Origin of the sequence: Parapedobacter pyrenivorans, from assembly GCF_014636865.1 — a bacterium.
GTDB lineage: Bacteria > Bacteroidota > Bacteroidia > Sphingobacteriales > Sphingobacteriaceae > Parapedobacter > Parapedobacter pyrenivorans.
In genome coordinates, this window is sequence record NZ_BMER01000001.1 from 1,665,514 (window position 1) to 1,688,025 (window position 22,512).

Sequence of the window (22,512 nt, forward strand, 5' to 3'; positions counted from 1 at the left end):
AAGATGAACAGTAGAAAGATATATAAGAGAACACTCTTGGCGTTTGTGACCATGGCCTTTACCGCTGTCAGCTGTAATGAAGACTGGTTAACGCCCAAGCCCTTGTCATTTTACGAACCTGGAATCGCATTGTCCAACGCTGAGGGCATGTATTCCGCGCTTACAACATTGGAGCGGAATATGCGACACGAATATTTTGGTGACAATGCACCAATCTTGACCGAGATTATTCAGTCAGAAGTCGCCGTTGAAGGCACTACAGACAAAGCAGGCCCGCAGATGGATATGGACGTTGCACTTCTGCCAGATGCGCAATTGAATCATACGGATTTCACAAAAGTAGGCTGGTATTGGTATGAGGGCTATAAAGGGATTAAATATGCCAATACAATAATCGCACGGATCGATAATGCTGAATTTGGCAGTGAGGAAGAACGCAATGCGGTTTTAGGATCGGCCTATTTCCATCGTGCATACCGCTATTTCAAGCTAACGCATCAGTTCGGTGATATACCCTATTTGGATTGGGAAATTGAAACGCCTAAATATGATTTCTTTTCATATGACAGGTGGGGGATTTTGGAACGGATGAAGAAAGATCTTGAATTTGCTTATCAGTGGGTACCAGAGGTGGTGGATCGTGGTCGGACCTCTAAGGCCGCATGTGGTGTTTTACTCATGAAAGTTTCCATGGTGCTCGGCGATTTTGACCGTGCAATTGCAGTAGGAAACGAGGTCGTTGCAAGGCATCCACTGATGAAGAACCGTTTTACGACTAACCAGGGTAAACCGAACACTAACCTCATGTTTGATTTGCATAGCGTGGAGGCCAAGCTCGATATGTCCAATACCGAGGGGCTGATGTATGTGGTATCCTATCCCGAAGAAGAAGGCTCGGACCGCATCCAAACCATGCGGAATGCTGTGCCATTTTGGAGTAGCGGAAATATCAGAACTCCCGATGGACAGGCGGGGACCAGTATCAACCCTGCTGCTGGAGAGACCGATCCGGAGTTGGACCCGAACAAGACGTATGGCCGTGGTATAGGTCGGTTGCGTTCCACGTCTTATTTCACCAGTTACATCTGGCGGGCAGACAAGGAAGCCAACGATATGCGGGGCATTCACAATAAGGATAGCTGGCGCCGGATGGAAGATCTGCGGTATAATGCCCCGGGGTTGAAAGGTGGCCCCTGGTATGGCGCAAACTTGGTGAAGCCTGTTTCTATGAGCGTGGAAGACACCATTCGGACATGGTATCCTTGGCCGCATTTCAAAGTGTTTGTTCCCGATCCACTGCAAAGCCAATGGGCTGGTGGCGAAACGCCGTGGTACATCTATCGGTCGGCCGAAGTTTACCTGTTGATTGCGGAATGTTATTATTGGAAAGACCAACCGGCACTTGCCGCTGAAGCACTGAACGAGGTGCGGACCCGCGCCGGTGCCGAACCGCTCAACGCCGGAGACATCAATATCGGCGAAATACTCGATGAGCGTGCGCGGGAGTTGTACTATGAAGAGAACCGCCATATTGAGTTGGTCAGGATTTCGTACATTTACGCGAAAACCGGTAAACCCTGCGAAATATTCGGTGGCCGTACCTACAACCTCGAAAATCTCAGTGGTCCGGGTGGTGCAGGTTCAAATGTTAAACAGGAGGGTATTAACTTTTGGTACGACCGGGTAGTAGCAAGAAGCAACTTCTACAACAAAGGGGTAGTACACAAATGGGCGGAATACAAGGTAAGTGTACATCATATTTTATGGCCGGTACCTGCAAATGCAATCAATACGAATATCAAAGGTGTTATCAATCAAAACATTGGGTATCCGGGCGCTGAACGTAATGTAGAGCCGCTCCCCGTACCCGAAGAAGGAACAGTTCTGGGGCCACAAGGAGGAGCTTAATCGATAAGTTTTTAATTATTGATTTGCAAGGTGTCCGATTCGTCGGGCACCTATTTTTGATTTATATTATTCTATTTGACCTAAGAGTTCGTTAAGCGCTTTATCGCTTACACTATCTTTTTCAGATTTATCATATATGGTAAGCAGGTATACTTTTGAGTCAATTATTTTGACACAGGAAATTAGCCTTGCGCCACCAGACTTTCCTTTACCTTTTGAGGCAAAGGCCAGCCTTATCTTATAGCAATCGTTTCCAAGTGGCGTCCCCTGATTAGGTCTGCGTATAGTGTACTGACTAGCTCTGCATATTCGGTTTTTAAAGAGCTGTAATTTTTCGCTAGTTTTTTAATATCCCGGGCGAAACGGGGAGTTGCTATAACCTCATAACTCATCGATCAGGTCTTTTGCCGGAATATCCTCCATCAACCCTTTTCGTATCATAGTTACTTGTTCAGCCCCCTCTTTTACCCCTTCAATGACATCTGCTTGATGCGGGCTTAGTAGATGCGTCTTGACATACTTGAAATTTTGAAGCATCTCAAGCACAAAAGCCACTTTATCTTCTTTTATATCCAACAATACTTTCATGGCTAACCTGAATTATCAACGTCATTTACTTTTTATTAATAACTAAAAATGTACAACAAAATCTGTTTGACATCAAAGCGGTATGGAATACACTTAACGACTTTTACAACGAAAATCCACTAAGCTTTGTTAGTCTTACGGGTATATCAGCTATGTGGTACTATACCGATATAGCTGCTCGGCGAAATATCGCTTCCGTTGTACCGGTTAAACGAGGCGTAGACGTGTACGGGCTTACCGAGATGATGCGGCCGGACCGGAATAATATCCTGGCCCTTATCCCGTGTAGCCCCATTGAAAAGATATTCGGTTGTTTCGTATTCTGGAAAAAATAACAGCACCCATAGGTTGTCTCTGCCACTAGCGTTTCCTTCACCAGAGTCTATCATCTTTAAGTTCACCCTAAAGTAACCAAAAGCTATCACCAATTCCAATAGTTAGTGGAAATTAATGGATAGGTAACAGGCAAATAGTAGGGATTTGTCCCTATAAAGTCCCTAGAATCTTCTTAGTACTTCCCTATAGTTTTTCGGCTTACACTGGAAATGGTAATAGGCAATCTGCCAATTAGGGATAACGGAGAATACTTCGGAAAATAGACGATTTATTGATATACCACTGTATCCGTAGGCAGCGCTGGCAATTGATAGCTGCCGGTATCGATTTGCAGCACAGGCCGCGATTGGGCCAGCGAGCTCACGCCTGCGGCGGTGACTGCCGTTTGATAAAGGTAAACCGCTTGCAACGCAGGTAGTTGTGTCAATGCGTGCAAGCCCTCATCCGTTACTTTGGTGTTGACCAGATTAATATACCTAAGCTGCTTACATGCAACGATGTGTGCGAGGCCAGCATTTCCTATCGCCGTGTTTTTTAAATGTAACTGCTGCAGACTAGCCAATTTTCCAATAGGTTCCAGCGCGTCGTCCGTGATTTTCGTGTCGCCCAGTTCAAGTTGGACCACATGTTCACCTAGTGCAGCCAATAGCTGGGCGTCTTCAGCGTTGAACTCGGGGTAGTTGATCGCGTTGATGGCCAATTGATGCTTGTTTGCTGCCAGCGTGACTACCTTTACACCTTTAGCGCGCAATTTCTCAACGGCATCGGCATTCGGCGGTGGCAGATCGGCCAATGCGGCGTTCGAGTCGAGCATATCGGACCCATCCGCACCTCCTTCCAGTGCAAGTAGCACCGGTTTGATTTCTTCGGGTTGGTCCAGCGTTTTTACTTGCTTGTCTTCCGGCGCACCTACGCTGATCCACCAAGCGATAAGCTTGATTTGATCCTCACTTATGGGGGTACGGTTTCTAGGAGGCATGCGGTCTTCTTGCCCTTCTGGCAACATGAGTCGCCGATACAACTCACTCGCTGCCGTGTCACCGGATGTGATTACCGCTCCATTCTCGCCACCCTTCATAAGCATTTCCATCGTGTGCAGTGCTAACTCACCCTCTTGTTTCTTAGGGCCATGGCAGCTTTGGCAGCGCTGCCTGAAAATGGGCTGAACGATGTCGGCGTATACGGCCGCTTCCTGCACATCTTTGATGACCATCCGCTCGGGTTGCCATTCCAATAGCTGGCGGGTCCGTTCGGGCAGCGCTTCCACTAAATAATCCTCACCATGGGTAAGTGTGCCTCCAAAATGCCCTGCGAGGCAAAGTAATGCGACCATCAAGGTAAGAAATGCAAACCGGATTTTGCGAAGGGGACTGAGCAGGTCTTTTTCGATAGTGGGCTTTCTGTACAGCAGCCAGCATAGGATGCTCACCAATGCAACACTGATACCCAGCCATTGGTGGAGTGATAGTGTTTGTGCATCATATCCGCCATCAAGCGATAGCAGGTATCCTGAGATACCGGATAACACGGCGGCCGCAGCCCCAAACAGCAAGGTAACTGCAACAGCGGGAACCAACGCTGCGTAAGACTTCCGCTGGCCGAGTAGTGCGAACAAAAAAGACAGCACTAACATCCCGATGGGCAGATGCACCAACAAGGGGTGCCACCTACCAAAGAATAGGAGCATATCGCCGTTGCTTTCCATTAATTGCAGTAGCGGGTTTTTGGCCGAAGGATAGTAGCCGAAGTATTGTTCTTCATTGCTGGTATCAGAAATTAAACGAGTGCTTGGATAAGATGACCCTCCACATCGGTGAGGCGGAACGGACGCCCCTGAAAATCGTAGGTCAGTTTTTCATGGTCAAAGCCCAGTAGGTGGAGCATGGTGGCGTGTACATCGTGTACGGCGGTACTGCCACTCACGGCTGAAAAACCGATTTCATCGGTCTCACCCCACGTCACTCCTTTTTTTACCCCGCCACCGGCCATCCAGATGGTATAGGCATCGGGGTGGTGATCGCGCCCGGCAAAGGGCATGTCCTTATTGTCGCGGTTTTCCTGCATGGGCGTACGGCCGAACTCACCACCCCATACCACCAAGGTGTCGTCGAGGAGACCCCGTTGTTTGAGGTCGAGCAGGAGGGCGGTCATCGGGCGGTCTATCTCCCGGCATTTGTTGCGGAAGCCCAGGTCGAGTGCCGTACCCACGTCCGTTCCGTGGCTGTCCCATCCCCAGTCAAACAGTTGTACGAAGCGCACACCCTGTTCCACCAGCTTGCGTGCAAGCAGGCAATTGTTGGCAAAGGATTCCTTGCCGGGCTGGGTGCCGTAAAGCTCATGAATGTATTCGGGCTCGTTGTTGATATCCATCACTTCCGGTACAGTAACCTGCATTTTATAGGCCATTTCATATTGCGCAACGCGAGCCAGGATTTCAGGATCTCTATACGACTGGTATTCCTCCATATTCACCGCATTGATGGCGTCTATGGCTTTTCGCTTGACATCGCGACTTATTCCGTCGGGGTCACTGATGTACAGCACGGGGTCGCCATGCGAGCGACATTGCACGCCTTGGTATACCGACGGAAGGAAGCCGCTGCCCCATACGCTTTTTCCTGCATCAGGGGTTTTCCCGCCCGAGGTGAGTACAACAAACCCCGGTAGGTTGCTGTTTTCGGTGCCTAACCCATAGGTAACCCAAGAGCCGATACTGGGCCTACCCAAACGGGCGTTCCCCGTATGCATGAAGAGCTGCGCCGGCCCGTGGTTGAACTGGTCGGTATGCACCGCTTTGAGGAAGCTCACTTCATCTACCACCTTCGAAAAATGGGGGAGCAGTTCGGATACCCACGCCCCGCTTTCGCCGTATTGGCTGAACGTGGCCTGCGGCCCCAGCATTTTGGGGGTACCACGGATGAAGGCGAATTTCTTGCCTTCAAGTAACGATTGCGGGCATAGCTGGTTGTGGAGTTTATGCAACTCGGGCTTATAGTCAAAAAGCTCAAGCTGGGAGGGTGCCCCTGCCATGTGCAGGTAAATCACGCTTTTGGCACGCGCGGCAAAATGTGGGGGTTTGGGAGCCAAGGGGTTCATGGTATCGGACAGCAACCCGCTTTCCAGTCCGCTTTTCGTGGTGCCCATGCAGCCCCCGAGTAGGGATCCCAACGCGATGCTGCCTACGCCGGCCACACATTCTAGGAGGAAATGTCGGCGGGTAACCGCCCGGAGTGTCGCTTCTTGTGCTTCCTTCAATAACTTTTCCATCGTTGCAGCGTATTATGATTTGGTAAGAAATTCGTCGAGATTCAGCAATGTGCTGGCTACCACGGTGTAAGCAGCGGTGGTGGCGTCTTTCTGCGCCGTGCCGCTTGCCGATGTGCCGAGCAGCTTGGCTGCCTCAGTGGGCTGCTGGCGATAATGAGCAAGGGTTTCCCTGAATAGCCTTTCAAGTGCTGTGAGTTTATCGGGTGCGAGCGGGCGCTGCATCACCGAAAGATACCCTGCCCGGATGGCATCCGTGGGTTTTCCTTTACCTTGGGTTTCCATACGTTTAGCGAGGTGTAGTGCCGCTTCTTGGTACACCGGATCGTTGAGCGTGGTGAGTGCCTGTAGTGGTGTATTGGTACGGATGCGGTCTACCAAGCAGACTTCCCGGCTGGATGCGTCGAAAGTGACGTAGGAGGGATAAGGACTGGTCCGCTTGATGAAGGTGTACAGCCCTCGGCGATGCTGGTCTTCGCCTTCGCTTGTAGCCCAGCGCTCACCACTGTATACGGTCATCCACACCCCATCAGGTTGATAAGGCATCACGCTGGGGCCGTACATCTTTGTGCTTAAGAGGTTGCTCACGGCCAATGCCTGGTCCCGGATTTGCTCCGCAGAGAGCCTAAACCGTGGTCCCCGGGCATAGTAAATATTGTTTGGGTCTTTTTCAGCGGATTTCCCCTCCAATGCAGACGATTGCCGATAGGTCGTCGATAGCACGAGTTCGCGAAGCAAGCGTTTCACACTCCAGTCCATTTCATGCATGAATTGTAAGGCCAGCCAATCCAGTAACTCGGGATGGGTGGGCGGATCGCTTTGTGAACCCATGTCACCCAGTGGCTCTACGATGCCTCGGCCAAATAATTGTGCCCATAGCCGATTTACAAGTGTGCGGGCGGTCAGTGGGTTGTCTTCGCTGACCAGCCACTGCGCAAAGCCTAAGCGATTCTGCGGGGCGTCTTTTGGGAAATCTTGGAGAAATTGGGGTACGGCGGGTTCCACCACTTCACCTTTCACAAGCCAGTTGCCCCGTTCAAACACGTGGGTTTCCCGCCGCATATCTTGCGGGTTTTCAACCAATATGGGTACAGAAGGAGTGTGCGTGTTTATCAATTCCAGGAAGGTCTGTTGCATTTTGGGATAATCTGGCTCGCCGTTGCCGGGCAATGATTTGCGGAACGCCATCCATTCTACGAGGCATACCGGGCGGTCTGCAGGTATCGAGGAATTTCTGAACTGCAAAAAAAGGTCATGTTGGCCATCCAAGGGCACGATAGGGACTGCAATGGTTTCCGTACCGTTGGTGGCCGGCAAGGCGATATTGGCCAATACCGGCCCGTCGGGGCTATCCGCCCGTATTTCCATTACGCCACCAGCGGAGCCCGTAGCATAGTTCAAATAGCATCGATCCTTTCCATTGAGGGCGATGGCCGGTAGGCGGGCACTGCCGCCATTGCGGATGCCCAGCCATTTGGTGTCTACCAACGCCCCATTGATCAATTGGTCGCATGCATGGGCATGTATCTTGGGTTCGAGCGCATGCAAAAACAGATCCATGGAAGCAACGGCCTCGGCTGAGGCATGCTGGGCCACCCACTGTTTCACCTCCGCAACCTGTAAGCTGTCTTCGCGATTATAGAAGCGGAGCGTCGGATAGTCGCCCGGTGTGTCCTCGTCGCGCGTATTGTTGAAGAATGCCAGCGACTTGTAGTATTCCTCGAACTTGATCGGGTCATACGTATGGCTGTGGCATTGTACACATTCAAATGTGGTGGAGAGCCAAGCCTGATACGTGGTATTTACGCGGTCTATCGTAGCCGCTACGCGAAACTCCTCATCGTCGGTACCCCCTTCGTCGTTCACCATGGTGTTGCGGTGAAAGGCGGTAGCGATGAGTTGATCTTTAGTGGCATTGGGTAACAGGTCACCGGCTAATTGTTCTACCGTAAATGTATTGAAGGGCTTGTCGCTGTTGAAGGCCTTAATGACCCAATCGCGATAGGCCCATATTTGCCGTGAGGCGTCCTTTTCATAACCTTTGGTGTCGGCGTAGCGGGCGATATCCAACCACCAGGACGCCCACCGTTCACCAAATCGCGGTGAAGCCAATAGGCTATCTACGCGGCGCTCATAAGCATCTTTTCGATCATCGTTTACAAAAGCCGCGACTTGTTCGGGCGAGGGCGGTAGCCCGGTGAGGTCTAATGATACCCTGCGGAGCAAGGTAGCGCGGTCGGCTGTGCCGGAAAACGAAAGTCCTTGTTCACGGTGCTTTTCCTGGATGAAATAATCGATTTCGCTGTACATCGACGGGCTGCCCGCAAAGCTAAATAAGGAAGCCAAGCCAAACCGGAAACGGGGTACGGCTACTTTCTTGGGTAGTGAATATGCCCAATGCTCGCCCCATTTTGCACCTTCTTCCACCCAGCGGGTGAGTACCTTGATCTCTTTTTTGCTCAATGGCGGAGCATTGTAAGGCATCCGCTCCTCGGGATCATCAGCTGTGAGCCGGCGGATAAATTCGCTATGTTCCGCATCGCCCGGAATAATGGCCGCACTGCCGGACTCTGCGATGGCGAAGGCCTCTTCTTCAAAAAGGAGACTGAAGCCGCTGTTTTTCTTCACCCCGCCGTGGCAACTAATGCAGTGCTTATTGATGATGGGTTTTACTTCGGAGCTGAAGTCGATCGGATCTTCTTTCCCCTGCAACAAGGCAACCACCAGCACGGCAATGGCAATACCGATGACAATGTACCATTTTTTTCGGCGGCTATTCCACATATATCGCATCCTCGCTGTTTTCATCGAAACCCCAGAATTGATCGCAATTGGTCCTAACTAACAGTCCAAGGTAGGTACTTTTGGACGGACTTCCAACGAAAAAGTTTATGCAGTCGATTCCGTAATAGTAGGATATCCGCAAAAAATACCATAAGATACCTAGAAGTTACCAATGGGATAGGTTTTAGAAGGTTATCTTTGCATCACAGGGGTTTTAACCCGATTAGTATATCAAATAAGATGGAAAACGATAAAGCACTCACCCCAATCAAGGCTGCACTTCAAGCAAAATGCCCAAGATGCCGCCAAGGGAATATGTTCAGTGGCAAAACCTATGCGCTGAAAGCGCAAAAGATGAACGAAACCTGTCCTCATTGTGGATTGCGCTTTGAACGCGAACCGGGTTATTTCTATGTGGCGATGTTTGTGAGTTATGCCATGGCGATGGCTGAAATGATTGCGGCTTGTGTAGGTTTCTACCTCATTACCGGTTATATGGATGGGCCGTGGCCTTATCTTATTGCGACTATTGGAACGGTCATCCTGTTTTCACCCCTTAATTTCCGCTATTCGCGGGTTATTCTGCTTTACTGGCTCACTCCGGGGCTGTACTACAGGCCGGAAGAAAAAAGCTGATCGAAACACCACAAAAAAGCGGTATACTTACTGCCCATGACGCGGCAGGTTTACCCGGTATACGATATTGCGGGACTGGATTCCCGGTCTGATATTTTAGTGGGTTCTTTTGCACCGTATATCGGGCAGCATCGTAAACTCCATGTGCCACACCGGCACAGTTTCTACCACATGGTATATTTCACCAAGGGTGCCGGTCATCATACCATTGATTTCGATCGTTTTGAGGTGCGTCCGTTCCAATTGTACGCGATGGTACCCGGACAGGTACATCGTTGGGCTTTTGAAGGTGAGGTGGAAGGATATGTACTTAATTTTTCACCCTCATTCTTCCACCAGTTTTTGCTACGCCCCGATTACATCGAAGAGTTTACGTTTTTTCAGGGGCAAGCCCAACAGTCCGTGCTGGCTGTTCCCGAGCAGATGCGCACGCGTATTGCGGATATCTTTGAGGAAATGATCGCGTTGGTACCATCCATCAGCATGCTTCACCTCGACAAATTGCGGGTACTAGCGCTCCGATTATTCCTCGATTTGGCGAGCCTGGATGAACCAGCAAAGCCTTCACCGCTTTCCAATAACATCGTGTTGCTCCGGAATTTCAGAAAACTGGTGGGGAAACATTATTCCGAGCTCCGATTACCAAAAGACTATGCAGCCCTACTTTATATAACGCCCAACTACTTGAACGCCATTTGTTCGGAGTTGCTGGGCCAATCGGCGGGCGAAGTAATCCGTAACAGAGTGATCCTGGAAGCTAAACGGCTATTGGTAAACCCCCGGCTCGCTATTGCGGCTGTCGCCGATGAGCTCAATTTTAAAGACAACTCCAATTTCACTAAGTTTTTTAAGAAATACACGGGCACCACGCCCGAGGCTTTCCGGAGAACAATTGATTAACCTTCCTTTATTCCTTCGGGAAGGCATTAATCTGAATTGCTGTTTTTTGAACCAAAGATCCCATTCAACAGCAGCTGGATCAGCGCCACAATGATCGCAAACACGGCCGCCCACCAAAAATTGGCCACTTCAAACTTGGTGCCCATGAAATAGCTGGTCAGCTGCACCATCAATACGGTGATGATAAAGGAAATAAGCCCCAATGTGAGGAAATTGAGGGGGAACGTAAAAACCCGAAGCACTGTGCCAATGGTTGCATTAACGAAGGCAATGATGAGCCCCGCAACAATCGCCCAGCCAAATCCGGCGACGGTTACCGCCGAGGTGGGCAGGATCAATGCGGCTAGAAATACCGCTAATCCTGTCAATAATACATCAATGATGAATCGCATAACATTTCAGTTTGTTGATTTTTATGTAAGTTTGCTAATATAACCCATAAATATCAAAACCGGTCAAATTGTTTGGCCGGTAGGCAAAAATGATTTCAGAACCTACTTATTTAGCAGCGAAAATCGTATCGGATCGCATAGCTGCACATTTCGAAAAGCAGGTGGGCCTCCATCCGGATGCCGAACGGCGTCTTATCCCGGATATTCCGGTCATCGAAACCATCATCGATACCGCATTTTGGGCCAGCCTGCGTCGAGAGGAAGGTTATGAACCGAAAATTTCGATCGCTTTTGCGCCACCCGATATGGCAGGGAATAGTCTTGTTTTTCACCACCGACAACGCTTCAGCCCGCACAACCTTGTCAAGTTGTCGCCCGCTGTACTACAGCCGGGGATCCACCTCGGCGTCTGGATGGATGATGATAATTTCCATATCTGGGGAACGACTTACGAAGTACCGCTTCATTGCATGGTAGTGGAAGTGGTGGAAGCCGGATTGCTGGTGGTGAAGCAGAAGCACAGTGACCGTGCGGGCAAGTTTATCAACATCGCCGTGCTGAAGGGCAATCAGATTAAAATCATGGATGATAATCATTGGGGGCTGACGGACTGCCCGGGGATACTTTCCGCGTTGCTGGGCTTCTCCGCCTCATCAACGGCTGGTGAACAGGAGAATATCTTGGTGCAATTGGCGCTGGCTATGCGCAGCCACGGCCGGGGAGCATTGCTTTTGGTGGTGCCACCCAGTAGTTCGGCATGGCTGCATTCCATTGTGAAGCCCATTAACTACTTGGTAAACCACCACCCGGCACTGGCTAGTCACCCCGATGAAGGAGCACCGGATATCGCTTATTCGGAGATGACAGCTAAAATGATCAGCGCGGTGGGTGGTTATTCGGCTATCGATGGGGCTACGGTGATTACACACGACCACCGGTTGTTGGCTTTTGGCGCCAAAGTGGCCCGTTCGCCGCACGCGCTTCCCGTAGCGCAATTGATGATTACCGAGCCCGTTGCAGGCAGCGCCATGCAATTACTGGACGCGACGAATATCGGTGGAACCCGCCACCTGGCTGCGGCACAGTTTGTAAACGATCAGCACGATTCCCTTGCGATGGTCGCTTCGCAGGATGGTACGTTTACCGTGTTTTCGTGGTCTGAAAAGCAGCAGTTGGTGCACGGCCATCGCATTGATACGCTGTTGATGTAATACAACACCTGTGCAGTCCGCTTGCAATAGCGAAAAAATAGCGTACCTTTGCATCATCATTTAGGGGTGCCTTGTTTGGTTCAACAAACACAAATAAAGGCTGAGATCATACCCATTGGCGCTTTTGCGTCAAGCACCTGATCCGGATAATGCCGGCGTAGGGAAGGTAAGTTAAATAATAGGGCTGCTATGAACCCCTTATAGCAGTGATGTTTAACTAAAAATTACAAGTTACAAAATGATTAAAAAGTCAATCGCAGGGATTGCGCTTTTCGCGTGCATGGGCGTGGCCATGGCGCAGCACAACATCACCGTTTCGGTGGTCAATGCAGACAATGACAGGCCGATGCCGGGTGCTTCGGTACAGCTCGAAGGGACGATTTACCGTGGGCAGGCGAATGCCGAAGGAAAAATCATCATTCAGCACGTGAAATCCGGCACTTACTCCATTGTGGTGAGCCACCTGGGCTATGAATCCGCGACCCGGCAGATTTCGATTTCAGGTGATCAGCTGGTTGATTTTTCGTTGCACCGGGCGACACTGCTTACCGACGAAGTGGTTGTACAGGCCACCCGGGCTACCGAGAATACAGCTACCACGTACAAAAACCTAGGCAAAGCGGACATTGCCAAGAATAACCTGGGGCAGGACATCCCTTATTTGCTAGACCAAACCCCCGGTGTGGTGGTTTCTTCAGATGCGGGAGCGGGTATTGGTTATACCAGCATGCGCATCCGTGGCAGCGATGCGCAGCGCACGAATGTAACCGTCAACGGTATTCCGCTTAACGATGCAGAAAGTCTGGGATCATTTTTCATCAACCTACCGGACTTTGCGTCTTCTGTGGATAACATTCAGATTCAGCGTGGAGTGGGAACATCCACCAACGGTGCCGGGGCTTTCGGCGCCAGCCTCAATATCCAAACCAATACCCTCAATGAAGAAGCCTATGCCGAGCTAGACAACTCGATCGGTTCATATAATTCGTTGAAAAATACCGTAAGATTGGGTACTGGCCTCATTGATGGGAGGTTTAGTTTCGATGGCCGCTTATCGCGCATTAGCAGTGATGGCTACATCGATCGTGCGACATCCGATCTGCAATCCTTCTTTTTATCCGGTGCATGGCATGGCAAGAACAGCTTGTTGCGTGCCAATGTGTTTGGCGGGAAGGAGAAGACCTATCAAGCGTGGTACGGTACACCGGAATCCAGGCTCGCCGGAGATAGGGCAGCCATGGAAGCTTATGCGGGTGACGATGGGCTGACAGATTATGAAATCGAAAATTTGATAGGCTCAGACCGGAGGTATAACAAATACCTATATGACAATCAGACGGACAATTACGGCCAAACCCATTACCAGTTGTTATTTTCCACAGTCCTTTCCGACCAATGGACCCTCAATACGGCATTGCATTATACGCGGGGAAAGGGATTTTACGAGGAGTTTAAAGACGGGGATGGCCTAACGGACTATGGGCTGTCGCCGGTCGTCATAGGCGGAGAGACCATCGAAGAGACAGATTTGATACGCCAGCGGTGGCTGGACAATCATTTTTATGGGGGTACTTATTCGCTGGTCTATAAGCCTGTCGGAGGCGTTGAGGTTACCTGGGGCGGAGCATACAATCAATACGAAGGAGGTCATTACGGTGATATCGTTTGGTCGCGTTATCCAATTTTCACTGAGCGCCAATACGTGGGTGAATCAGGAAGAGCTTTCCATACATCGTATCGGTACTACGATGGGGATGCAACGAAAAAAGATTTCAATACCTATCTGAAAGCTTCCTATCATTGGGATGATTTATTCCTATTTGCCGATGTACAATACCGGCATATCGACTACGCGATCACGGGAATAGATAATGATCTGCGCGACATCACGCAAGACGCATCGTTTGATTTTTTTAATCCGAAGGTAGGGCTTACCTACCAATTGTCTCCTGCGAGTAACGTGTATGCTTCCTATGCGTTGGCCAACAAAGAGCCCGTACGCAGTGATTTTACAGATTGGCCCATTGAGCAAACACCCAAGGCTGAGCAGTTGCACAACGTCGAGGCGGGCTACCGTATCCGGTCCCAGCAATTCAATATCGGCGTGAATGGTTATGCCATGCTTTACAAAAACCAATTGGTACTTACCGGGCAGCTCAACGATGTGGGTAGCACCTTAAGGAGGAACGTAGACGATAGTTATCGTGTTGGATTGGAGTTTGACGGTAGGTGGGTGCCCAATACTTGGTTTTCCTGGGGGGCCACGTTGGCTTACAGCCAGAATAAAATCAGGGATTTTACAGAGGTTGTGGGCGATGTGGAGAATTTTTATGAAACCACAGACATCTCCTTTTCCCCGGATTGGGTCGCATCGAACGAGCTTGCTTTTAAGCCCTGGAAGCCGGTAGAACTGGCCTTGCTGAGTAAGTATGTGTCGCGGCAATATTTGGATAACACGGGCAGTGCTAGCCGAAGTATTGATGGTTTTTTTGTAAACAACATCCGGGCAGCATACCATACATCCTTCTGGAAGCTAAAAAACGTGGGGGTGACTTTGTTGGTCAACAACATACTCAGTCAAAAATACGCGTCGAGCGGATATACGTGGGGCTACTACCTATCGGAGACAGATCGGGTGGACTATAACTTCTATTACCCACAAGCTACCGCAAACTTCCTATTGGGATTAAACCTTAAGTTCTAGCTTAATACGGTGGTTGGGGAAAGCGCGCTGTTGTAAAAATAATAGCGCGCTTTCTTTTTAGTAGGTGATGGCCATTGATTTTATCAAGGAAATGTAGTTATCTTTAGGCAAATTTTTCACTATGCAACATACATGGAAGTCAATTGGGGTACTTTCGGCATTATCGCTGGCGGTTTCGTCTTGTGATTCATCAGCATCGAAAGAAACAGACCATCCACCCGTAGATTCTACTTATGCTCCTGTGGAGACCAAAGCACCTAACACGGATTATAAACCCGCCTTTGAAGGTCAAACCCGCATAGCGGGTGTAAAAACCACGACGGCTTATGAAACTAAGGTACTGAGTGAAGGGCTCAACAGGCCATGGGGCATTGCCATTCTGCCGGACGGTAGATTGCTGATCACCGAAAAAGGGGGAACTCTTCGGATTGCCACTTCAGCTGGCGATTTGAGTGACGCCATCACGGGCCTTCCCGCTGTTAATTCCGCCGGCCAAGGGGGACTATTGGGTGTCACCATTGATCCCGATTTCGAAGGAAACCGGATGGTCTATTGGTCGTTTTCACAGGATACACCTGCGGGGACGTTAACAGCTATTGGAAAAGGCCGGTTGGCGGATGATGAAAAGACGATCGAAAATGCGGCGGTTATCTATCAAGCAACGCCTGCCCACAAAAGCAATCTGCACTATGGCGGGCGGCTTCTTTTTGATAAAGAAGGCTACCTATTCGTGAGCACCGGTGAGCGTTCGGACATCGTTACCAGACCCTTATCGCAGGATTTGAATGCCGCGTTGGGAAAGGTATTGCGCATTACCACCGAAGGTAAGGCCGCTCCGGGTAATCCGTTCGAAGGAAGGAGTGATGCCCGCCCCGAGATTTATTCCTATGGACACCGCAATGTACAGGGGCTGGCTTTCCATCCCGCTACAGGCGACCTTTGGGAAAATGAATTCGGGCCGCGTGGAGGTGACGAGGTGAACCTCATCCAACCGGGAAAGAATTACGGATGGCCGACCATCACCTATGGGTTGGAATATAGCGGAGATAAGATTGGAGGTGCGATTCAGCAACAAGAAGGTCTGGAACAACCAGTTTACTATTGGGATCCGGTGCTTTCGCCGAGTGGGATGACATTTTACTCGGGAAATTCGATCCCCGAGTGGGAGAATAACCTATTCATTGCCGGGTTAAGCAGTGTGCATATCGCGCGGCTGGTGATCAAGGATAATAAGGTTGTCGGTGAAGAACGTTTATTGACGGAGGAGGCACAGCGGTTCCGTGATGTGCAGCAGGGCAAGGATGGGGCATTGTATGCCGTTACTGATGGCGGACGGTTATACCGGATCGGGAAGTAGCTTGGTTTGGTCTGTTACCTGTGTAGTTTGACAGCATGAGGGCAGTCATTCAACGCGTATCGGAGGCTTCTTGTGCGGTAGCTGGAAAAATAACAGGGGCTATCGGCCAGGGCTTTCTGGTATTGCTGGGCATTGAAGAAGCGGACGGCATTGAAGATATCCAATGGCTGGCACAAAAAATTGCTAATCTCCGCGTATTTGGTGATGAAAATGGATTGATGAATAAATCGATTCATGACGTGGGCGGCGAAGTACTGTTAATCTCTCAATTTACGCTCTTTGCACAAACAAAAAAGGGCAATCGACCGTCGTTTATACGGGCGGCTAAGGCCGATAGGGCGGTCCTGCTGTATGAAGCCATGATTACGGTGCTTGCTACCCATCTGGGCAAGGAAGTCGCTACGGGAATATTCGGTGCCGATATGAAAATCACGCTCGTAAACGATGGTCCGGTAACGATAATCATGGATACGAAAGACAAAGACAATCACTGATCACCATTCATTAATCACCACAACATGACCATCCAAGAGGCCCAGGAACAGATCGATCATTGGATAAACACCACGGGGATCCGTTATTTCAACGAGCTCACCAATACGGCCATTTTAATGGAAGAAGTCGGTGAGGTGGCGCGGATCATGGCGCGTAAGTATGGCGAGCAATCCTTTAAAAAATCCGATGAGGAGGTTGATTTGGCTGATGAAATGGCTGATGTGCTCTTTGTGCTGATCTGTTTGGCTAACCAAACCGGTATCGACCTGACCAAAGCCTTGGAGAAGAACCTGGAAAAGAAACAGATCCGGGATGCGGATCGGCATCGGAATAACGAGAAGCTGAAGTAAAAATCGTAAAGCAAATAAAAAACGGTACATCCCTAAAAGATGTACCGTTTTTTATTTGCTTAGGATGGTCTCCGGTAACCCGGAGACGCGATGTTCTTACATCATTCCACCCATGCCACCGCCCATTGGAGGAGCGCCAGCACCAGCTTTTTCTTCTTCTGGCTCGTCTGCCAACACCACTTCGGTGGTCAACAGCATCGCAGCAATGGAAGCAGCGTTTTCCAATGCGATACGGGTAACCTTGGTGGGATCAATTACACCTGCACCGATCAGGTTTTCATAGTTGCCTGTGCGTGCATTGTAACCGAAGTCATCCTTGCCTTCCCGCACTTTTTGTACTACTACTGCACCTTCTACAGCAGCATTGTTGCAGATTTGGCGCAACGGCTCTTCGATGGCACGTTTGATGATTTCAATGCCGATGTTTTCGTCTTCATTGGCACCTTTCAGGTCTTTCAACGCTTCGCTAGCACGGATGAAGGCCACACCGCCACCGGCTACGATACCTTCTTCCACCGCAGCGCGGGTAGCGTGGAGGGCGTCGTCTACACGGTCCTTCTTCTCTTTCATTTCCACTTCGGTAGCAGCGCCTACGTACAATACGGCTACACCACCGGCTAATTTAGCCAGGCGTTCCTGCAATTTCTCGCGGTCGTAGTCTGACGTAGTGGTTTCGATTTGTGCCTTGATTTGGTTTACGCGGCCTTTGATATCGTCTGTGTTGCCTGATCCGTTGATGATGGTGGTATTGTCTTTATCGACAACCACTTTCTCTGCCTGGCCCAAATAGCTTAGGTCGGCGTTTTCCAATTTAAACCCTCTTTCTTCAGAGATAACCGTACCACCGGTAAGGATAGCGATATCTTCCAGCATGGCTTTGCGGCGATCGCCAAAGCCGGGTGCTTTTACAGCGGCAACTTTGAGTGAACCACGGATCTTATTGACTACTAAGGTAGCTAACGCTTCACCATCAAGATCTTCAGCGATGATCAACAATGGTTTGCCGGTTTGTACTTGTTTTTCCAAAATGGGAAGCAATTCCTTCATGTTGCTGATTTTCTTGTCGTAAATCAGGATGTAAGGATTTTCCAGGTCGGCTTCCATCTTGTCCGTATTGGTTACGAAGTAAGGCGACAGGTAACCGCGGTCGAACTGCATACCTTCAACAGTCTTCACTTCAGTTTCGGTACCTTTAGCTTCTTCAACAGTGATCACACCGTCTTTGCCGACTTTTTCCATGGCTTCGGCAATCAGTGAACCAATCACCTCATCGTTATTGGCGGAGATGCTGGCTACCTGCTTGATTTTGTTGTTGTCTTCACCAACAGTTTTTGATTGCCCTTGCAGGCTTTCAACTACGGTGCTGACCGCTTTGTCGATACCGCGTTTCAAATCCATTGGATTGGCTCCGGCAGCAACACTTTTCAATCCCGGTGCAATAATGGCTTGTGCCAAAACGGTAGCCGTAGTCGTGCCATCACCAGCTTGGTCAGCGGTTTTGGAAGCTACTTCTTTAACCATTTGGGCACCCATGTTTTCCAGGGCATCCTTCAAATCGATTTCCTTTGCAACGGTAACACCATCCTTCGTGATAGAAGGTGATCCAAATTTCTTCTCGATGATTACGTTACGACCGCGTGGGCCCAATGTTACTTTCACTGCATTTGCCAACGTGTCTACGCCTCTCTTGAGTGCGTCACGCGCTTCAACGTTATACTTTACTTGTTTCGACATTTTTTAATTGATTTGAGATTTGCGCTTTGCAATGCGGGATTTTTCAAGCTTGATTACGCTGTATCCCGTATCGCAATTTTCAATAAACCATTAATTATTAAACTGATTGCTCACGAGGAAAATAGGAATTTCCGATAGCCGCTGATCTTAAACGATCGCGTAGATATCAGATTCCTTCATGATTAAGTACTCATTTCCTTCGTAAGTAATTTCGGTGCCGGCATATTTGCCATACAACACTTGATCTCCTACCTTTACGGTCAAAGGTTCGTCCGTTTTTCCTGCACCAACTGCCACTACGGTTCCACGTTGCGGCTTTTCTTTTGCGGTATCTGGAATGTAGATACCTGATGCGGTCTTCTCCTCTGCAGGGGCGGCTTCTACCACCACTCTGTCTCCGATAGGTTTAATACTTAACGCCATAATTGATCTAAATTTAATATTTAATGTTAATTTATTTTGTTTTCCTACCCCACTTACGTCATCAACTATGCCAAGTCATGTTTTGTGCCCCGACCTTGCCATTTTTTCATTTTTCAGGTCAGTAGTCACAAGCCTTTTTTAGCAGCGTGTCAGGATGTCAGTGTGATTGGCAGTGAAAGGAAAAGGCCCCGCGGTATACGCGGGGCCTTCGATTTCTTTATTGTGCAGTGTCTGCTTCTGGCACCGCTGTAGGAGCACCAGCTGGGGGTAGTGGCGAAGTGGCAGGTGCCGTAGGTGTGATTTGTTCGGTCAAACCGCTGCCGCCCGAGCCAGCTGAAGGGCTCATCACATTTATCACCAATGAGAAGATCATGATGGCGATTACCAGACCCCATGTACCTTTCTCCAGGATATCCCCCGTACGTTTCACCCCCATCAGGTTGGTGCCACCGGCAAAGCCCGAAGCCAATCCACCACCTTTTGGGTTTTGGATTAAAACCAGAAAAGACAACAGCACACTGGCCAGAATAATCAGTATGATCAATAGTGTTTGCATTGTTTATATGATGTTAAGACAATTTATTCTCTAATTCAGTTACTTTGGCGGCAAAGTAAGCACTTTTTTCGGGATATTTCAAACTTAATTTTTTGTAGATGGCTATCGCTTTTGGATAAAGCCCTTGCTCCACATATATTTTCGCCAAGGTCTCCGTTACCAGTGTTGATTGGTCTTCGGCACTTTTCCGTGCCTTGTTTTCTAAATTTATCTTATCTGCTTGTGGTGGTTTGATTTGCGGTTCTTCCCGGATAAACCGTTCGATGATGGGGTCTGTTTTTTTTGGAATCTGAAAATGCACGGTTTCCGCCTGCTGTTCGGTGCTCAGCTTTTCTTCCGGTGCCTGTAGGTGGAAGATGCTTTCCCTGATCTGATGGTCCAGCACGCGCTCCTCATCGGGCTTTTGCGATTGATCTACCGGAACATCGGATTTACTACCAAGTGGGGCATAGGGTTGATAGGTATGTGCATGTTCCATGCGGGTTTTGTTGAGCCACCAAAGAAAGCTATAAGGCAAATGATCGTCATTATACAGGCTTACCTTTTCATGCGGTGTCGCTTGTGCTAGGGGCACTACTTCGTAAGATAGGTCTTCCGAAGGTACGTCCTCGGAAGGTATGTCTTCCGATGGGGTCTCGACTTCACGCTCCGATTTTTCGTCATAAACGAAATAGTCGATAGCTACGGGATGTTCGGCTAGCCCCGAGTCGTCCGCATCAGGTACGACGGTTTCGATCTCCGCAGCTGTAACCGTGTTGATCAATGGCACGCCTTCCGCTGCGTAACCTGCAGGAGGAGCTTCAGAAACGATATAGCCATGTAACCAACCTTGTAGATCGGTGTATAACAGGGCATCATCGTCATGTGCGTGATGCTTCTGGAAGTGTTTACGGGCCCTGATATATCGCAGCGGCTGCGCATACGGATAACGGTCAATCAATTTTGACAGCGTTTCGTCGTCGATCGCCGAAGAGTCGGACAGCGCTTTGTTATACAGTTCCTTATAATTTACCTTTTCCACTCAGCTAGTCTTCAAATTTTCCAAATCATTTTGGTATCCTACCAATTGGCAAACGCCCGGTTATAAATATCTTCGGTGAGCATTTGGTTTATATCCCGGATAAGCGCCTCCTCCTGTGCCGGTATTGAACTGCCGGCCGAGGAAAAGTCCTTAAAGCGGGTAAAAGGCGCCTCAAAATTATCCTCGGGTTTGATGTTATTGGTATATTTGACATTGACAGTGATTGATAGCCTGTTGAGTGCTGCACGATCAGTGCCAGCTTCTACGGCCGCCGGCGCGATGCTGTACCCCGTAATCCGTCCTTCAAAGATGGCATCGCCATCGTTGGTTACCTGGCTGAGGCTGGATTGGCTGCGTATCCGTTCTTTAAGGGCCTCGGTGAACGTTTGGCTCAGTGTAGGGCTGACAATCGGGGCCGTGTTCTCGAAAAATTCGACGGTATAGGTTTTCATCCCCTCGGGAATGGAACCCCCGGTAAAACCGTATTTGATGCCACAACCCTGTGTGGATAGCAGAGCCAGTAGCAGGGATATATAGGAGATTCTTTTCGCGAGCGCCATATTCATCCGTGTCAATTTAAGTTGAGGTCCTTTATCTTTCTATACAATGTCCTTTCGGATATCCCCAATTCCTGCGCCGCAGATTTTCGCTTGCCTTTGTGTTTTTTCAATGCCTTTCTGATCAAATCCGATTCCTTTTCTACCAGGGATAGCGATTCTTCCTCCACTTCTTCGGCCTCCTGTGTATGGAAATGGAAGTCCTCGCTTGGTCCGCTAGTAGGTGGTCGGTGAATGGTTAACTGGGGTGGCGTAGCCAATTGCTCCGGTGTTGTATTGTCTACTTCGCGATATAATTGGTTGATATATGGTGAATTATCTTCCATAATTCGTGAATTCACTCCGTTTTGAACGATTTCCACCACCAATTTTTTTAACTCCACCATATCTTTTTTCATGTCGAAAAGCACCTTGTAAAGCAGGTCCCGTTCGGAAAAATCATCCGTTCCCTTGGAGGTGACGTGTACAGGGAGGTTACTCCTGTTGTCATACGGCAGATACTGCTGGAGTATTTGCGCGTCAATCAGCCGCTCTTTTTCCAGCACGGCAATTTGCTCAGCGATATTTTTCAATTGCCTTACGTTGCCCGGCCATGGATAATTGGCAAGCAATTGCTGTGCATCGGCCGTGAGCTGCACATTAGGGCTGCGGTATTTGTCCGTAAAATCGGCTATGAACTTACGGAAGAGCAAGTGGATGTCTTCCTTCCGGTCGCGTAGGGCTGGTGTGCGCAGCGGTACCGTATTAAGCCGGTAATAAAGGTCTTCCCTGAATTTGCCCTTTTGCACGGCATTGTAGATGTCTACATTCGTGGCGGCAACAACCCGTACATTGGTTTTTTGTACTTTCGACGAACCAACACGGATATATTCGCCGGTTTCCAAAATGCGTAGTAGACGCGCTTGCGTACCCAACGGCAATTCGCCAACCTCATCTAGGAAGATGGTGCCACCGTTTACCACCTCGAAATATCCTTTCCTTGCCTCATGTGCCCCGGTGAATGAGCCTTTTTCATGGCCGAAAAGTTCGGAATCGATGGTGCCTTCAGGTATTGCCCCGCAGTTGACTGCGATAAAGGGGCCATGTTTGCGTGAGCTGAGCTGGTGGATGATGTGCGAAAATACTTCCTTACCACTTCCGCTCTCGCCCGTAATCAACACCGAAATATCCGTGGGTGCCACTTGTCGTGCCACATCAATCGCCCGGTTAAGCAGCGGTGAATTGCCGATGATGCCGAATCTATTTTTTATGTCTTGCGTATCCATTTTTATCTTGGTACTAAGTACTTAGTAATAG

The 22,512-nt window shown here is 49.4% G+C and carries 21 protein-coding genes; 8 read left to right on the plus strand and 13 right to left on the minus strand.

Annotation, left to right across the window (positions count from 1 at the left end; translation table 11 throughout):
- Positions 1-3: 3 nt before the first annotated feature.
- Positions 4-1,908 (plus strand): RagB/SusD family nutrient uptake outer membrane protein, encoded by a 1,905-nt coding sequence (locus IEV98_RS06525; protein WP_188505071.1) that lies wholly within the window; start codon positions 4-6, stop codon positions 1,906-1,908.
- A 66-nt stretch (positions 1,909-1,974) separates the two neighbouring features.
- On the opposite strand, the gene IEV98_RS06530 is transcribed toward IEV98_RS06525, so the two are convergent.
- The 6 genes from IEV98_RS06530 to IEV98_RS06555 all read right to left on the minus strand — a co-directional run bounded on the left by IEV98_RS06530 (position 1,975) and on the right by IEV98_RS06555 (position 8,904).
- Positions 1,975-2,217 carry a type II toxin-antitoxin system RelE/ParE family toxin gene (locus IEV98_RS06530; RefSeq protein WP_307726854.1) on the minus strand — a complete coding sequence of 81 codons (243 nt, stop codon included), beginning with the start codon at positions 2,215-2,217 and terminating at the stop codon, positions 1,975-1,977.
- A gap of 72 nt (positions 2,218-2,289) precedes the next feature.
- Positions 2,290-2,496: a hypothetical protein gene (locus IEV98_RS06535; protein WP_188505072.1), complete on the minus strand. Its 207-nt coding sequence runs from the start codon at positions 2,494-2,496 to the stop codon at positions 2,290-2,292.
- A gap of 146 nt (positions 2,497-2,642) precedes the next feature.
- Positions 2,643-2,885 (minus strand): DUF6266 family protein, encoded by a 243-nt coding sequence (locus IEV98_RS06540; protein ID WP_188505073.1) that lies wholly within the window; start codon positions 2,883-2,885, stop codon positions 2,643-2,645.
- A gap of 215 nt (positions 2,886-3,100) precedes the next feature.
- Positions 3,101-4,537, minus strand: coding sequence for a c-type cytochrome domain-containing protein (locus tag IEV98_RS06545; protein ID WP_188505074.1), 1,437 nt, complete (start codon positions 4,535-4,537; stop codon positions 3,101-3,103).
- A gap of 71 nt (positions 4,538-4,608) precedes the next feature.
- The gene (locus tag IEV98_RS06550) at positions 4,609-6,099 is read right to left on the minus strand and encodes a DUF1501 domain-containing protein (RefSeq protein WP_188505075.1); all 1,491 of its coding nucleotides are present in this window, start codon (positions 6,097-6,099) and stop codon (positions 4,609-4,611) included.
- Positions 6,100-6,111: 12 nt separating this feature from the next.
- Positions 6,112-8,904 (minus strand): DUF1553 domain-containing protein, encoded by a 2,793-nt coding sequence (locus IEV98_RS06555; RefSeq protein WP_229738607.1) that lies wholly within the window; start codon positions 8,902-8,904, stop codon positions 6,112-6,114.
- A gap of 216 nt (positions 8,905-9,120) precedes the next feature.
- On the opposite strand from IEV98_RS06555, the gene IEV98_RS06560 reads away from it, so the two are divergent.
- Positions 9,121-9,516, plus strand: coding sequence for a DUF983 domain-containing protein (locus IEV98_RS06560; RefSeq protein ID WP_188505076.1), 396 nt, complete (start codon positions 9,121-9,123; stop codon positions 9,514-9,516).
- Positions 9,517-9,552: 36 nt separating this feature from the next.
- The gene (locus IEV98_RS06565; RefSeq protein ID WP_188505077.1) at positions 9,553-10,416 is read left to right on the plus strand and encodes a helix-turn-helix domain-containing protein; all 864 of its coding nucleotides are present in this window, start codon (positions 9,553-9,555) and stop codon (positions 10,414-10,416) included.
- 26 nt (positions 10,417-10,442) lie between these two features.
- Here IEV98_RS06565 and IEV98_RS06570 read toward each other — a convergent pair whose 3' ends face one another.
- Positions 10,443-10,808, minus strand: a complete 366-nt coding sequence (locus IEV98_RS06570) for a phage holin family protein (RefSeq protein ID WP_188505078.1) — start codon at positions 10,806-10,808, stop codon at positions 10,443-10,445.
- Between the two features lie 89 nt (positions 10,809-10,897).
- On the opposite strand from IEV98_RS06570, the gene IEV98_RS06575 reads away from it, so the two are divergent.
- From IEV98_RS06575 to IEV98_RS06595, 5 genes are all read left to right on the plus strand, one after another.
- Positions 10,898-12,019 (plus strand): putative sensor domain DACNV-containing protein, encoded by a 1,122-nt coding sequence (locus IEV98_RS06575; protein ID WP_188505079.1) that lies wholly within the window; start codon positions 10,898-10,900, stop codon positions 12,017-12,019.
- A 238-nt stretch (positions 12,020-12,257) separates the two neighbouring features.
- Positions 12,258-14,723, plus strand: coding sequence for a TonB-dependent receptor (locus IEV98_RS06580; protein ID WP_188505080.1), 2,466 nt, complete (start codon positions 12,258-12,260; stop codon positions 14,721-14,723).
- Positions 14,724-14,844: 121 nt separating this feature from the next.
- A complete protein-coding gene (locus IEV98_RS06585; RefSeq protein ID WP_188505081.1) occupies positions 14,845-16,080 on the plus strand; it encodes a PQQ-dependent sugar dehydrogenase in 1,236 nt (411 codons plus the stop codon).
- 35 nt (positions 16,081-16,115) lie between these two features.
- Positions 16,116-16,574: a D-aminoacyl-tRNA deacylase gene (gene dtd / locus IEV98_RS06590; protein WP_188505082.1), complete on the plus strand. Its 459-nt coding sequence runs from the start codon at positions 16,116-16,118 to the stop codon at positions 16,572-16,574.
- 24 nt (positions 16,575-16,598) lie between these two features.
- A complete protein-coding gene (locus IEV98_RS06595; RefSeq protein ID WP_188505083.1) occupies positions 16,599-16,925 on the plus strand; it encodes a nucleotide pyrophosphohydrolase in 327 nt (108 codons plus the stop codon).
- A 96-nt stretch (positions 16,926-17,021) separates the two neighbouring features.
- Here the strand turns inward: IEV98_RS06595 and groL are convergent, their stop codons facing one another.
- The 6 genes from groL to IEV98_RS06625 form a co-directional block, all read right to left on the minus strand.
- Positions 17,022-18,659, minus strand: a complete 1,638-nt coding sequence (gene groL / locus IEV98_RS06600; protein WP_188505084.1) for a chaperonin GroEL — start codon at positions 18,657-18,659, stop codon at positions 17,022-17,024.
- Between the two features lie 147 nt (positions 18,660-18,806).
- A complete protein-coding gene (gene groES, locus IEV98_RS06605; RefSeq protein WP_188505085.1) occupies positions 18,807-19,082 on the minus strand; it encodes a co-chaperone GroES in 276 nt (91 codons plus the stop codon).
- Positions 19,083-19,299: 217 nt separating this feature from the next.
- The gene (gene secG / locus IEV98_RS06610) at positions 19,300-19,638 is read right to left on the minus strand and encodes a preprotein translocase subunit SecG (protein WP_188505086.1); all 339 of its coding nucleotides are present in this window, start codon (positions 19,636-19,638) and stop codon (positions 19,300-19,302) included.
- A gap of 13 nt (positions 19,639-19,651) precedes the next feature.
- Positions 19,652-20,659 carry a hypothetical protein gene (locus IEV98_RS06615; RefSeq protein ID WP_188505087.1) on the minus strand — a complete coding sequence of 336 codons (1,008 nt, stop codon included), beginning with the start codon at positions 20,657-20,659 and terminating at the stop codon, positions 19,652-19,654.
- A gap of 38 nt (positions 20,660-20,697) precedes the next feature.
- Complete coding sequence (locus IEV98_RS06620; protein ID WP_188506147.1) at positions 20,698-21,219, minus strand: LptE family protein; 522 nt, start codon at positions 21,217-21,219, stop codon at positions 20,698-20,700.
- 11 nt (positions 21,220-21,230) lie between these two features.
- Entirely contained in the window at positions 21,231-22,481 is a 1,251-nt protein-coding gene (locus IEV98_RS06625) for a sigma-54 interaction domain-containing protein (RefSeq protein WP_188505088.1), read from the minus strand.
- Between the last annotated feature and the right edge of the window lie 31 nt (positions 22,482-22,512).